Source organism: Streptomyces shenzhenensis (assembly GCF_021462265.1).
Taxonomy (GTDB): Bacteria; Actinomycetota; Actinomycetes; order Streptomycetales; family Streptomycetaceae; genus Streptomyces; species Streptomyces shenzhenensis.
The window spans coordinates 161,760-175,399 of sequence record NZ_JAJONF010000011.1; the positions used below are offsets into that span (position 1 = coordinate 161,760).

At 72.3% G+C, this 13,640-nt stretch carries 11 protein-coding genes; 6 read left to right on the forward strand and 5 right to left on the reverse strand.

Features of this window, described 5'->3' with window-relative positions; all coding sequences use genetic code 11:
- The first annotated feature begins 217 nt into the window (after positions 1-217).
- The 4 genes from LQ326_RS17255 (at position 218) to dnaK (ending at position 5,550) form a co-directional block, all read left to right on the forward strand.
- Entirely contained in the window at positions 218-1,279 is a 1,062-nt protein-coding gene (locus tag LQ326_RS17255) for an ATP-binding protein (protein ID WP_181805677.1), read from the forward strand.
- Positions 1,276-3,072 carry a vWA domain-containing protein gene (locus LQ326_RS17260; RefSeq protein ID WP_234537611.1) on the forward strand — a complete coding sequence of 599 codons (1,797 nt, stop codon included), beginning with the start codon at positions 1,276-1,278 and terminating at the stop codon, positions 3,070-3,072. Before LQ326_RS17255 ends, LQ326_RS17260 begins: the two co-directional genes overlap by 4 nt.
- A 67-nt stretch (positions 3,073-3,139) precedes the next feature.
- Positions 3,140-3,565 (forward strand): OsmC family protein, encoded by a 426-nt coding sequence (locus tag LQ326_RS17265; RefSeq protein WP_234537613.1) that lies wholly within the window; start codon positions 3,140-3,142, stop codon positions 3,563-3,565.
- Between the two features lie 137 nt (positions 3,566-3,702).
- A complete protein-coding gene (gene dnaK / locus LQ326_RS17270) occupies positions 3,703-5,550 on the forward strand; it encodes a molecular chaperone DnaK (RefSeq protein ID WP_234537615.1) in 1,848 nt (615 codons plus the stop codon).
- Between the two features lie 64 nt (positions 5,551-5,614).
- On the opposite strand, the gene narJ is transcribed toward dnaK, so the two are convergent.
- The 4 genes from narJ to LQ326_RS17290 all read right to left on the reverse strand — a co-directional run bounded on the left by narJ (position 5,615) and on the right by LQ326_RS17290 (position 9,301).
- Complete coding sequence (narJ, locus tag LQ326_RS17275) at positions 5,615-6,160, reverse strand: nitrate reductase molybdenum cofactor assembly chaperone (protein WP_234537618.1); 546 nt, start codon at positions 6,158-6,160, stop codon at positions 5,615-5,617.
- A gap of 506 nt (positions 6,161-6,666) precedes the next feature.
- Positions 6,667-7,494, reverse strand: a complete 828-nt coding sequence (locus tag LQ326_RS17280) for an SAM-dependent methyltransferase (RefSeq protein WP_234537621.1) — start codon at positions 7,492-7,494, stop codon at positions 6,667-6,669.
- A gap of 17 nt (positions 7,495-7,511) precedes the next feature.
- Positions 7,512-8,375, reverse strand: a complete 864-nt coding sequence (locus LQ326_RS17285; RefSeq protein WP_234537624.1) for a Sco1979 family transcriptional regulator — start codon at positions 8,373-8,375, stop codon at positions 7,512-7,514.
- Between the two features lie 86 nt (positions 8,376-8,461).
- Positions 8,462-9,301, reverse strand: a complete 840-nt coding sequence (locus tag LQ326_RS17290; RefSeq protein WP_234537627.1) for a helix-turn-helix domain-containing protein — start codon at positions 9,299-9,301, stop codon at positions 8,462-8,464.
- A 147-nt stretch (positions 9,302-9,448) separates the two neighbouring features.
- Between LQ326_RS17290 and LQ326_RS17295 the strand changes: the two genes are divergently transcribed.
- Positions 9,449-9,754, forward strand: a complete 306-nt coding sequence (locus LQ326_RS17295) for a 4a-hydroxytetrahydrobiopterin dehydratase (RefSeq protein ID WP_234537630.1) — start codon at positions 9,449-9,451, stop codon at positions 9,752-9,754.
- Between the two features lie 5 nt (positions 9,755-9,759).
- Complete coding sequence (locus LQ326_RS17300; protein ID WP_234537633.1) at positions 9,760-10,542, forward strand: class I SAM-dependent methyltransferase; 783 nt, start codon at positions 9,760-9,762, stop codon at positions 10,540-10,542.
- A gap of 202 nt (positions 10,543-10,744) precedes the next feature.
- Here LQ326_RS17300 and LQ326_RS17305 read toward each other — a convergent pair whose 3' ends face one another.
- Positions 10,745-13,408, reverse strand: a complete 2,664-nt coding sequence (locus LQ326_RS17305; protein ID WP_234537636.1) for a cellulose binding domain-containing protein — start codon at positions 13,406-13,408, stop codon at positions 10,745-10,747.
- Positions 13,409-13,640: the final 232 nt, after the last annotated feature.

Genomic DNA, 13,640 nt, shown 5'->3' on the forward strand with positions numbered 1-13,640 from the left:
GTTCCCGGGCATCGGCCGCGGCCGTCGCGGCGTGTCCCGGGTCGCCGCGCGCGGCGGGGCTGCTCGCCGAGTTGTCCGCGTGGCTCGCGGCACACGCCCTTGACGGGGCCGCATCCCCGGCGGCAGGAAAATCGGCTGCGTTCGCCTGGCTCCCGGCACACACTGTTCGAGTCGGTCGAAACCGACCCTTCCCGAACACTCCCCAGGAGCCGTCGCCTTGCAGGCAGCCGTCACCGTCACTCCCTCCCGTATCCCCGAGCTCCTGCTCGGACTCGCCACCGTCCGGCCGGTGTTCATCTGGGGCGCGCCCGGCATCGGGAAGTCCTCCCTGGTGCGGGAGTTCGCCGAATCGCTCGGGCTGGAGTGCGTGAGCCTGCTGGGTACCCAGCTCGCGCCCGAGGACCTGATCGGCGTCCCGCAGATCCGGGACGGACGGTCCGTCTTCTGTCCCCCCGAGGCGATCGCCCGGGACGAGCCGTACTGCCTGTTCCTGGACGAGCTGAACGCGGCCACCCCTGATGTGCAGAAGGCGTTCTACTCGTTGATCCTGGACCGGCGGATCGGGAACTACGAGCTGCCCAAGGGGTCGATCGTGATCGGGGCCGGCAACCGGGCCACCGACAACGCCCTCGCCCGGCCCATCGCCTCCGCGCTCGTCAACCGGCTGGCCCACGTCCACCTGGAGGCCTCCGCGCACGACTGGCTCGCCTGGGCCGCGGCGAGCGGCATCCACCCGTGGATCCTGGACCACCTCACCGACCGGCCCGACCACCTGTGGTCCAGGCCGCCGAAGACCGAGGAGCCGTTCTCCACCCCGCGCTCCTGGCACATGCTCTCCGACGCCCTGCACTCCTTCGGACGCGATCTCGACGAGGCGACGCTGAAGGTCCTGGCGCACGGCACGCTGACGCCCGCGCACGCCACCGCCTTCTGCGGATACGTCAAGATCGTGCGCAGCCGGTTCGGGATCGAGGCGATCCTGAAGGGGGACGCGGGATGGCCGCCCCGCATCGAGGACCGCGACCTGCTGTACTACCTCGCGGAGTCGTTCCGGGGGCGGCTGGTCAAGGAACTGCCCGCCGACAAGGAGCACATGTCGGCGAACGGCCGGCAGACCGCGTACCGCGCCAAGTCGCTGCTGGTGCAGCTGGCCGAGATCTCCGTCGAGGTCGCCCAGACCGTCATCGCCTCCGACCCGGACGGCAACCCGGTCCTGCCCGCCTGGTTCCTGATCGAGGCGGCCCGGGACATGCCCCGGCTGGTGGAGGCCCGGCGGTGAGCCGGGCCGCCGCCCGCAAGAAGCCCGACCTGGCCGCCGAGAACTTCGCGGCCGGCGTCGAACTGCTGCGGGCCAACCCCGCCCTGCGCGCCGTCGAGTTCACCATCTGCCGGCACGAGAAGTGCGAACTCGGGCCCCAGGAGGGGCTGGTGCGCGCCGACTCGGACGGAGTGCTGCACGCCCACGCCACCCGCCGGGCCGAACCGGCCGAGTGGGCCTGGGCGCTGGCGCACTGCACCATCCACCTCGGCTTCGGTCACCTGCCCGCCGCCACCGGGCCGCGCACCCAGCCCGACCGCTACGATCTCGCCGCCCGCTGCACCGTCGTCAACCGTTTCCTGCAGACCTTCCCCGTCGGCGAGGCCCCCGACCACCTGCCCGCCTCCTACCCGGAGGGCGACGAGGAGCGGCTCGCCGCCGGCTGGCGCCGGACCGGCGGCGTCCCGGCCCCCTACGAGCACGGCGGGACCAGCGGCGGTGAGCCCGACCAGCTTCTGCTCTCCTGGAACCGGTGGGCCGGACAGGTACCCGACTGGCAGGTGGGGTTCGCGCACGCGCTGACCCGCACCATGTCCCGGGCGATGGACCTGGCCGGCGGCCGCCGCGCCGCCATGACCGGGCCGCCCACCCCGCTGCGCCCCTGGGAGCAGGCACTGAGCTGGTTCGTCTCCTCCTACCCGCTGCTCGGCGGCATCGCGGCCGGCATCAGACTCGTCGCCGACGCCGAACTGGCCCGCGCCCACGACATCGCCGTGGCCGCGGTCAACCCCGAGGCCGGCGAGATCTACGTCAACCCGCTGCGGACGATGGACGACGAGGAGTGGCGGTTCGTCCTCGCCCACGAGATGCTGCACGCCGCCCTGCGCCACGGCGACCGCCTCGGCAGCCGCGACGCCTACCTCTTCAACATCGCCTGCGACTACGTCATCAACGGCTGGCTGGTCGAGATGCGCGTCGGCACGATGCCCGAAGGGCTGCTGTACGACGCCGGGTTGAAGGGGCTCTCGGCCGAGGAGGTCTACGACCGGATCACCGTCGACCTGAGACGGATGCGGCGGCTCGCCACGCTGCGCGGCAAGGGCCGCGGTGACGTGCTGGGCGCACCGCTCGGGCCGCCCGGCGCGTACGTCGACCTCGACGAGTTCTACCGCCGGGGGCTGTGCCAGGGCCTCGACCTGCACCAGACGCAGGACCGGGGCCTGCTGCCCGGCGGCCTGGTCGAGGAGATCCGCGCGCTCAGCCATCCACCGCTGCCCTGGGACGCCCGACTGGCCCGCTGGTTCGACGAGTTCGTGCCACGCCCGGAGGCCGTACGGTCCTATGCCCGCCCCCCGCGCCGGCAGTCGTCCACCCCGGACATTCCGCGCGCGGGCCGGTACTTCCCGCCCGAGGAGGTCGCCCGCTGCACCTTCGGCGTGGTCCTGGACACCTCCGGCTCCATGGACCGCACCCTGCTCGGCAAGGCTCTCGGCGCGATCGCCTCCTACGCCGAGGCCCGTGACGTCCCGGCCGCGCGCGTCGTCTTCTGCGACGCGGCCCCGTACGACGCCGGCTATCTGCCGGCCACCGAGATCGCCGGCCGGGTCCGGGTGCACGGCCGCGGCGGTACGGTCCTGCAGCCCGGCATCGACCTGCTCCAGCGCGCGGACGACTTCCCGCCCGCCGCGCCGGTGCTGGTGATCACCGACGGCTGGTGCGACGTGCTGCGGGTCCGCCGTGAGCACGCGTATCTGATCCCGGACGGCCGGCGCCTGCCGTTCACTCCCGGCGGGCCGGTCTTCCGGGTGCGCTGAGCGCGGATGTGATCGGATGGGGGCCAGCGAACCGGTTCGTTCGCCTTCATCGCCGAAAGGAACAACCGTGGCTACCACGCGCACCGCACACACCGTCTGGGAAGGCAGCCTGACCGAGGGCAACGGTGTCATCACCTTCGACTCCTCCGGCATCGGCGAGCAGCCCGTCACGTGGGCCTCACGCTCCCAGGAGGCGAACGGCAGGACCAGCCCCGAGGAGCTGATCGCCGCCGCCCACTCCAGCTGCTTCTCCATGGCCCTGTCGCACGCCCTGACCGGTGCCGGCACCCCGCCCACCAAGCTGGTCACGAACGCCGACGTCACCTTCCAGCCGGGCACCGGCATCACCGGCATCCACCTGACCGTCGAGGGAACGGTCCCCGGCCTGGACGCCGAGGGCTTCGCCGCCGCCGCCGAGGACGCCAAGAAGAACTGCCCGGTCAGCCAGGCCCTGGCCGGCACCACCATCACCCTGGACGCGAAGCTCGCCTGAGCGCCGTACCAGCCGCGATGCCGCGCCCCCTGTCCGGGGGCGCGGCATCGTCGTTCCGGGGTACCCGGCATTGACAACGGCTCGCTCGAGTTTTGTGCTGGAAATCGGGGAAGCGCCCTGGGCGGAAGGGGACGGACATGGCACGCGCGGTCGGTATCGACCTCGGTACGACGAACTCGGTCGTGGCCCTGCTGGAGGGCGGTGAGCCCACCGTCGTCGCCAACGCCGAGGGGGCGCGCACCACCCCGTCGGTCGTGGCCTTCGCGAAGAACGGCGATGTGCTGGTCGGCGAGGTGGCCAAGCGGCAGGCGGTCACCAACGTGGAGCGCACCGCACGCTCGGTGAAGCGGCACATGGGCGACGCGGCCTGGCGGTTCCCGGAGACCGGGAGCGTCGACGGCACCCGGTTCCGGGCCCAGGAGCTGTCGGCACGGGTGCTGCAGAAGCTGAAGCGGGACACCGAGGCCTACCTCGGCGAGGAGGTCACCGACGCGGTGATCACCGTACCCGCGTACTTCGACGACTCGCAGCGGCAGGCGACCAAGGAGGCCGGGGAGATCGCCGGCCTGAAGGTGCTGCGGATCATCAACGAGCCGACCGCCGCGGCGCTGGCCTACGGCCTGGACCGGGGCGAGGAGCAGACGGTCCTCGTCTTCGACCTCGGGGGCGGAACCTTCGACGTGTCGCTCCTCGAGATCGGCGACGGCGTGATCGAGGTCAAGGCCACCAACGGCGACACGCACCTGGGCGGCGACGACTGGGACCAGCGGATCGTCGAGCATCTCGTGCGGCGGTTCAAGGGGCAGTACGGCGTCGACCTGGGCAACGACAAGATGGCCGTGCAGCGGCTGCGCGAGGGCGCCGAGAAGGCGAAGATCGAGCTGTCGTCGTCGACGGAGACGTCGATCAACCTGCCGTACATCACCGCCTCCGCCGAGGGTCCGCTGCATCTGGAGGAGAAGCTGACGCGAGCTCAGTTCCAGGAGCTCACCGCGGACTTGCTGGACCGCTGCAAGAACCCCTTCCACCAGGCCGTCAAGGACGCGGGCGTGAAGCTGGCGGCGATCGACCACGTCATCCTGGTCGGCGGCTCGACCCGGATGCCCGCCGTCACCGACCTGGTCCGGGAACTCACCGGCAAGGACCCGCACAAGGGCGTCAACCCCGACGAGGTGGTCGCGGTGGGCGCCGCCCTCCAGGCGGGTGTCATCCGCGGTGACGTGAAGGACGTGCTGCTGCTCGACGTCACCCCGCTGTCCCTGGGGATCGAGACCAAGGGCGGCATCATGACCAAGCTCATCGAGCGCAACACCACGATTCCGACCCGGCGTTCGGAGATCTTCACGACCGCCGCCGACAACCAGCCCTCGGTGGGGATCCAGGTCTACCAGGGCGAGCGGGAGATCGCCGCGTACAACAAGAAGCTGGGCGTCTTCGACCTCACCGGTCTGCCGCCCGCACCGCGCGGGGTGCCCCAGATCGAGGTGGCCTTCGACATCGACGCGAACGGGATCATGCACGTCTCGGCGAAGGACCTGGCGACCGGCCGCGAGCAGAAGATGACCGTGACCGGCGGTTCCGCCCTTCCCAAGGACGACATCGACCGCATGATGCGGGAGGCCGAGCAGTACGCCGAGGAGGACCGCAAGCGCCGCGAGGCGGCGGAGACCCGGAACCAGGCCGAGCAGCTCGTCTACCAGACGGAGAAGTTCGTCCAGGAGAACGAGGAGCGGGTGCCGGGCGGCACGAAGACCGAGGTGGAGGCGGCGATCGCCGAGCTCAGGGCGCTGCTGGAACGGGACGCCGACACCGCCGAGCTGCGGCGGGGCGTGGAGAAGCTGGCGAGCGTGAGCCAGCAGATGGGGCAGGCGATGTACGCGTCGGCCTCCGGCGGTCCGGCCGGGGAAGAGCGGGCATCCGCACCTGAGGAGGAGGGAGTGGTGGACGCCGAGATCGTGGACGACGAGAAGGGCACGGGCGGGTGAGGCACCGCCGGATTCCGCCGTCGTGGCTGATCGCCGTCGCGCCGGGAAGGAGATCGGCCGCGGTTCAGGAGCCGGGACCCGTGGCCCCGGGAGGCGCGGCTGGTCCAGGCGTATCCGGCGTGGCGGTGGCGCCGGGCCCCGTGGGCAGGGCGGCGCAGACCGCGTCCAGGACGGACGCGTACGGGGTGCCGAAGTCGGTGAGCCGGCACCGGAGCCGTGCCAGGCAGTCGCGGTGCTCGGTGAGCAGGCCGGTGTTGCCGGTGCGGGCCGTGAACTCCAGGACGGCGGGGAGGAAGTCCGGCAGCTCCTCGCCCGTGAACTCCATGCCGTACGCCTTGTAGACGTCCTGGAGCCGGACCAGCGACATGCCGCGGCGCCGGGTGTCGTCGTCCCGCCACCGGCTGAGGTGGAGGCTGTGCCGGTTCTTGGAGTCGAAGACCTGCACGTAGTGCGCGGCCAGCTCCGGGGGCGGGGTCACCGTCGCGTGGTCGGTGAACTCCCGCAGTTGCGGGGCGGCTTCCCGCAGCAGCGGCAGCCGGGCTATGAAGTCGTCGTCCGGGTAGGTCAGACAGAGTGCCGCCGCCTGGTAGAACACCGCGTCCGAGGGCATCAGTCCTCCTTCGCATCGTCGGGAGTGCCGGCGGTCCGCCGTGGGCCGTCTGCACGGACCGTGGAGGTTCTCCACCGGCACCACGGGGAGCGGCGTCCGCGCCGAGTTCTGGCCGAAGGGACCGTCGCCGACCACGCCGGGGCCGCCGTCGACGGGGAGGCCGCAGGTACCGGTCCTGGTACTCGGCGACCGCCGGCGGCCGGGGCCGGGGCCGGTGCCCGGCCTCGGCCTGCTCCGGCCGCGTGCGCCGACGGCAGAGGAGATCGCCGCACCCGGCTCCGTGCCGGGGCCCGGCCGCCGGCCAGGGCCGCACTGCGCGGGCCTGGCTCGGGCCCGCCGGACCGGAAGGACCGGAAGCGCCGGAAGCAGCGGCCGGCGCTCGGCAGCGCCGCACCCGGCTCCTTCGGCGGTGTCCGCGTGTCCGTCACGTCAGCTCCTTGGCTCACCCGTCACTTCGACGCTAGGGGCGAGCCCGGGAACGCACCTGTCCAGGGCGCCCGGACGGGTCAGACCTTGCGGGCGACACCGCCGTACACCGGCACGATGCCCTCCGCCTGTATGGCCACGTCCACCGGCTCCGGACGCCAGCCGGAGACCGGGATCACCCCCGGTCCGAGCAGCTCGAGGCCGTCGAAGAAGCGGGAGAACTCGGGCAGCGCACGCGGGTGGAACGGCGTCCCGCCGCGCCGGAAGTTCTCCGCCGCCCGCGCGATCGCCTCCGGGCTGAGATCCGGGGTGACCTGGGAGAGGATCAGGTGGCTGCCCGGCGCCAGCGCGTCGACGTACCCGCGCAGCAGGCCGTACACGTCGTCGCCGTCCGGGTCGTCGTCGAGGTAGTGGGTCAGCGCCACCAGCGACAGCGAGACGGGCTCCTCGAAGTCCAGGGTCTCGGCGGCCCGGGCCAGCAGGGTGTCGACGTCACGGACGTCGGCGTGCACGTACGCGGTGCTGCCCTCGTCCGTGCCCCGCAGCAGCGCCTCCGCGTGGCGCAGCACGATCGGGTCGTTGTCCGCGTACACCACCCTGGACTCCGGCGCCACACCCTGCGCCACCTGGTGCAGGTTCGGCTCGGTCGGGATGCCCGTGCCGATGTCCAGGAACTGCCGGGTGCCGGCCTCCGCGACCGTCCGCACGGCCCGCTGCATGAACCGGCGGTTGGCGCGCGCCCCGCGCAGCACGGTGCCGTCCACGGCGAGGATCCGCCGGGCCAGCTGCTCGTCCACCGGATAGTTGTCCTTGCCGCCCAGCCACCAGTCGTACACCCGCGCCGGATGCGGCCGGCTCGTGTCGATCGCGGTCGGGACGGGCTCGGGCTCGGGCTCGGGCGCTGTCACGGTCCCTGCTCCTCACATCAGATCTTGTCGCGGTACTCCCGCAGCAGTTCCTCGGTCCGCTGTGCCGAGGCCGCCCGGGCCGTCATGTGGTCCAGGACCTCCAGATGCGCCTCGACCTCGTCGCGGGAGTCCAGGTACAGGGCGCCGGTCAGATACTCGGTGAAGACCATGTCGGGCAGCTCCGGCTCGGCGAACCGGAAGAGCGTGAACGGCGCGTACGTCCCCGGGTGCGGGCCGCTCGCGAACTCGGCGATCTGGAGGGTCACCCGGTCCCGCTCGATGTAGGCGAGGAGCTTGTCGACCTGGTCGCGCATCACCTCGGAGTGGGTGCTCGCCGGGCGCCGCAGCACCGTCTCGTCCATGATCACCCACAGATGGGGCGGATCGTCCTGCTCCAGCAGCCGCTGCCGGGTCATGCGCAGCGCCACATGCCGCTCGACGGCCGTGGGATCGCTGTGGCCGATCGTCCCGGCCTCCATCACGGCCCGCGCGTACGCCTCGGTCTGCAACAGGCCGGGAAAGAAGTGCGGTTCGTAGGAGCGGATGACCCGGGCGGCGCCCTCCAGGCTCACGTACAGGCTGAACCAGTCCGGCAGCACGTCGTGGAACCGCTGCCACCAGCCCGGCTGGTTGGCCTCCTCCGCGAGCCGCACGAAAGCGGCCTGCTCCTCCGTGGGCACCCCGTACGTCTCCAGCAGCACCTGGATGTAGGGGATCTTCAGGGCGACCTCGGCCATCTCCATCCGCCGGACGGTCGCCTGCGCCACCCGCAGTACCCGCGCCGCCTCGTCCCGTCCCAGGCCGGCCGCCTCACGCAGCTCCTGCAGCCGCTTGCCGAGCACGACCTGCCCTACTGTGGGCGCAGCACGCCGTTCACTCACGCCACGCCTCCCCTACGTGCACAAGTACGGGGAGCAGTGTGTCACGGGATGCCGCGTCGCACACCTGACCGAGGAAACTCCTGGGATCAACTTACCAACGTGTGCAGGTACTTGGCGGTCGCCGGGTCGGCGGGCAGGAACGTCTCGATGGCCAGCTCGGCGACCGTCACGTCCATCGGCGTGTTGAACGTCGAGATCGACGACACGAACGACAGCACCCGCCCCGCGTGCTCGATCCGCAGCGGCAGCGCGAAGTACGCGACCGGTCGGGCGGGTTCGGCGGGCTCGTCGACGCCCGCGCCGGCCGGTGCCGAGTAGCCGGCGACTTCCTCGTACAACTCCCGCAACGCCTCCGAGCGGTGCAGTGCGATCTGGCGTTCCATCTGCTCCAGCAGATGCCCGCGCCACTCGCGCAGGTTGCGGATGCGCGGCGCCAGCCCCTCCGGGTGCAGGGTCAGCCGCATCGCGTTCGGGGCGGGCGCGAGCAGGGACTCCGGGACGCCCTCCAGGAGCATCGCGATGCCCCGGTTGGCGGCGACCACCGTGTACGTGGCGTCCACGACCAGCGCCGGATACGGCTCGTAGCCCTGGATCAGCCGCTCCATGCCGTCGCGCAGCGCCGCCAGGGCGGGGTCGTCCAGCGGGGTCTCCGGGTAGCGCGGGGCGTAACCGGCGGCCAGCAGCAGGGCGTTGCGCTCCCGTACCGGCACGTCCAGGTGCTCGGCCAGCCGGAGCACCATCTCCTCGCTCGGCCGGGACCGGCCCGTCTCGACGAAGCTGATGTGCCGGGCCGAGGAGTCGGCACGCAGTGCCAGCTCCAGCTGGCTCACCCGCCGCCGCTCCCGCCACGCGCGCAGCAGCGGGCCGACGCCCTTGCCGTCGGGGGCGGTCGGGGTGGCGGCGGGACCGGACGCGACGATGGTCATGCCTACGACCGTAGTCGAGGAGCGGCACCCTCGGCGACGCACCGGCGACGCGCTGACGGCGGTGTGCGATCGCCGCCCGGCGGACCTGGCCATGGCAGGCTGAACGCACGTACACCCCTCGCCGGTACCCGGGAAGGAAGCCGCACCATGGCCGTCGCACCGCTGTCGCAGCAGGAGATCGAGGACCGGCTGGCCGAGCTGCCCGGCTGGTCGCAGGAGGGTGACAGGCTCGCCCGCGCCTACCGCCTCGACTCGCACTTCGCCGCCGTCGCCCTGGTCGTGCACATCGCCCGCATCCAGGACGAGCTCGACCACCACTCCGACCTCACCCTCGGCTACAACACCGTCGCGCTCACCGTGAACACCCACAGCGTGGGCGGCGCCGTCACCGGCAAGGACTTCGAACTCGCCCACAGGGTGGAGGACATCGCCGCAGGCCACGGAGCACACTGAGCCGTGTGCTCGACTACGACAAGGAAGCCGCCGCCTACGACGCGACCCGCGGCGGGGAGGCCCGCGCCGAGGCAGCCGCCGACGCCGTCCTCACCCTGATACCCGACCGTGCCCCCGGCTCGGGCGGCACGGAGAGCCCCGGCCGCCCGGCCCGTCTCCTCGACGTCGCCTGCGGCACCGGCATCGTCACCCGCCGGCTCGCCGCGGCCCGACCCGCGCTCCGGGTCACGGGCGCGGACCGATCACCGGGCATGGCACGGATGGCGGCGACCCGGCTGCCGGGAGCCGTGCTGCTCGCCGACAGCCGTCGGCTTCCCTTCGCCGACGCCACGTTCGACGCCGTCACGACCGTCTGGCTGCTCCACCTCATGGCGGACGCCACCGAGGTGCACGCGATCGTCGCCGAGTGCGCGCGGGTGCTGCGGCCCGGCGGGGTGTACGTCACCACCGTCGACAAGGCCGCCGCGCACGACGTCGGCAGCGACATCGACGCCGTGCTCGCCGCCCGCCCGCGCCGCCCGGCGTCCGACGCCGCCGCGGATGTGACCGCGTACGCCCTGGCGAGCGGCCTGCGGCCTGCCGGAGAGGCGGTCTTCACCGGCATCGGCCAGGGCCGCAGCCCCCGCTCCACCCGCGCCGATCTGCGGCGCGGCTGGTTCACGATGCTCCCGCCCGACGACCCCCGCGCCGAGGAGTTCGCCGAGCGGCTGGCGGCCCTGCCCGACCAGGACCGCCGCCGGCCCGACCCGCGTTTTCGCGTACGGGCGTTCAGGAAGCCGGCGGCCTGACCGCCGCCGGCCGTACCGCCCAGCCCACGGCCACCGCCCGCCGGGCCGAGGCCCTCGGCCGGGGCGTGGTCAGCGTCCGCACCGGCGCCGGGAGGTCCGGCCGGCGGGCGCCCGCCCCGGCACCGGCCCCGACGGGTTCACCGGCTCGGTCCGGGAGCACACCGGAGGGGCGCGTGCCCGGTGCGGCACGCGCCCCCGCTTCTCAGGCGACCGCGCAGGTCTGGTCGCCCAGCTTGAAGGCGGTGGGTTCCGTGTTGCTGCCGGTCCATGTACCCGTGAAGCCGAAGGACACCGAGGAACCGGAGGCCACCGTGCCGTTCCAGCCGACGTTCCTGGCTGTCACGGCTGTGCCGGACTGGGTCCAGTCGGCGTTCCAGAGCTGTCCGACGGTCTGCCCGTCGGGGAAGGACCAGCCGAGGGACCAGCCGCTCCAGGCCGTGGAGCCGGTGTTGGTGAGCCGGACGTCCGCCTGGAAGCCGCCCGTCCACTGGTTGGTGACGGTGTAGGCGACCGTGCAGGCACCGGAGGGCGTGGGACCGGTGCCCCCGCCATCGTCGCCTCCGCCCCCGCCGGTGTCGGACGTGTCTCCGTAGATCACGCCCCGGCCGTTCGTCGAGACGTACACCCGGCCCCAGACGCGCGGGTCACCGGTGATGGCAGCGCCGGTCCAGCCCCACTGGTGGGCGTCGTCGTTGATGCGGGTCCAGGTCGAACCCCTGTCCGTGGAGCGGAAGATGCCGCGTACCCCGCCGATCTTCGCGCTGGTGTAAAGGGTTTGGTACGAGGCTCCCGGCGCCGCCTTGCCGAAGCCGATCGTGTCGGCCTGGTCGACGTTCGCGAGCCTGGTGAAGCTCGTGCCGCCGTCGGTCGAGTGCCACAGGCCGTACGCGCCGTCCGCCGCCCCGCCGGCCAGCCATACGTCGCCCTTGGTCCCGGGCAGGGCCTTGAACCGTACGCTGTCACCGCTCGGCAGTCCGGTAGCGGCGGACGCCGTGAAGGTCGCCCCGCCGTCCGTGCTCACGTAGAACTTCCCGGACTTGAAGCCGTAGAAGGTTCTGGGATCGACACGGTCGGACTCGACGGCCGTGCCCGCCGGGATCCCGCTCGACGCCGCCCAGGACGAGCCGAAGCCCGTCGCGTACTGCACGCCGGTGCCGGCCGGGCTCCACACGAACCGGCTCCCGTCGGCGGCGGCCGCGACCGTGCCGCCGCCGCTCACCCCCGAGGGATCCGTCCCCCCGAACCAGTTGGCGCCGTTGTCCGTCGAGAACGCGATGTGCGGACCGGAGTCCAGATCACCCACCCGGACCACCGTGTCCGGGTTCGCCTCGGCGAAGTCCAGGCTCGTGGTCGTCGTGAACGTCGGGGACGTGTACATCATCGACGGGACCTTGGTCAGATCCGTGTGGCGGAAGCCGCCGATGTCACCCAGCGCGCTGAAGAGCTGGGCCCCGCCGGACGGGGGAGCGGCCAGGTCGTTGACCGCGGTCTCCTCCAGGCCCTGCACCATCGGCCTGACCGTGAACTGGCCGCCGCTGTCCCACTGCGTCAGATCCTCGGTGCCGAACAGCGTCGCCCCCGTCCCGTACATCATCCGGTCCGAGTCGAACGGGTCGATCTCCAGCGCCTCCGTCATCCACCCCAGTTTCGGGCTCTGTTCGGGCGGCGACGGGTTCGCGCCGAAGGTCAGCCAGGGAGAGGACGAGACGTCGATGGTGTAGCGGTTCGAGCGGTTCGGGTACGACGTGTAGTCCCACGCCTTCGTCCAGGTCGCCCCGCTGTCCGTGGAGCGGAAGAGCTGCGTGTCCGGCCACCAGGAGCTGTACGCCGTCGCCATCACCGTGCCGGGGTGCTGCCGGTCGACCGTCAGCCCGGAGAAGCCGTAGTACGTGTCGGCCTCCGCGACCGGGCTGATGTCCGTCCAGGTGCCGGTCGCCGTCGCGTACCGCCACAGCCGGCCCTTGCCGCCGTCGTACGGACCGCCCTTGTCGCTGTAGGCGAGGTAGAGGTAGCCGTTCGCCGCGTCCAGCACGCCCTTGTGGGCGAGGTACCCGGTGGGCTGACCGGCGAGCCTCGTCCAGGTCGCGCCCGCGTCCGTCGAGCGGTACACCGCGTTGTCCTTGTCGGCGACCCCGACGTAGATCGTCTTCGTCGCCGTACCGGCCGTACCGGTCGACTCGTCGAAGGTGACCCACACGATGCCCTGGTTGTCGGAGGCGTAGCCGGTGGTGTCGGTCGGATCCTGCACGTAGGTGCCCACGTCGGGGAAGTCCGTCACCTGGGACCAGGTCACCCCGGAGTCCGTGGACCGCCACAGGCCGTTGCCGCTGGGCGCGCCCAGGTACAGCACGCTGTCCTTGTTCGGGTCGATCGCCAGCCGCTCGCCCATGCCCCGGCCGGGCATGTTGCCGCCCAGCTTGAACGGCAGGTCGGTCTTCTGCCAGCTGGCGCCCCGGTCGGACGAGCGCAGCACGGCACCGTCGGTCGGGTCCCAGCTGTTGGTGTACGTCCCGACGGCCGCGTACACCTTGTCCGGGTCGGCGGAGTCGGAGGCCAGACTCACCACCCCCGTGTGCCCCCACTCGTCCCACCCGACCGAGTCCAGCAGCGGCGTCCAGGTCTTCGTCGCCTCCGACCACCGGTAGGCACCGCCGATGTCGGTACGGGCGTAGGCGAGGTTCTTCTCCGAGCGGTTGAACACGATGCCCGGCACGAATCCACCGCCGTCTATCCGGGCGTTGTGCCAGGTGTAGGTGTCGGCGGCGAGCGTCACCTTCGGGGCGCTCGTGGCGAGAGCGGGCGGCGCGCCGGCGAGCAGGCCGGCCGTGAGCGCGAGCACCGCTGTGAGGATGCGGGTTCTTCGCACGGTGGGGTCCTTCCATCAGGGAGACGTGCGAGGACCGGGCGGCCCCCAGTGCGGGTGGGGGCCGCCCGGCCGGGGTCCCGTCGTCCGGTGACGGGACACGCACACGGAGCTTCCAGACGGTTCCGCGAGAAGTACGGTGCCTGTACCGGGCCCCCGAAGGAGCGCGGTGCTGCCGGTAGGTGCGGCTACCGCCACAGGAGCGCGACCAGCCACCACCGACCCGCAGCCGCCA

Coding starts and splice junctions, on each gene's coding strand:
- narJ (WP_234537618.1), bottom strand. CDS start 6,160: ATGCCCTCGGACGCGGTGTTCTACCAGGCGGCGGCACTCTGTCTGACC.
- LQ326_RS17290 (WP_234537627.1), bottom strand. CDS start 9,301: ATGACCATCGTCGCGTCCGGTCCCGCCGCCACCCCGACCGCCCCCGAC.
- dnaK (WP_234537615.1), top strand. CDS start 3,703: ATGGCACGCGCGGTCGGTATCGACCTCGGTACGACGAACTCGGTCGTG.
- LQ326_RS17295 (WP_234537630.1), top strand. CDS start 9,449: ATGGCCGTCGCACCGCTGTCGCAGCAGGAGATCGAGGACCGGCTGGCC.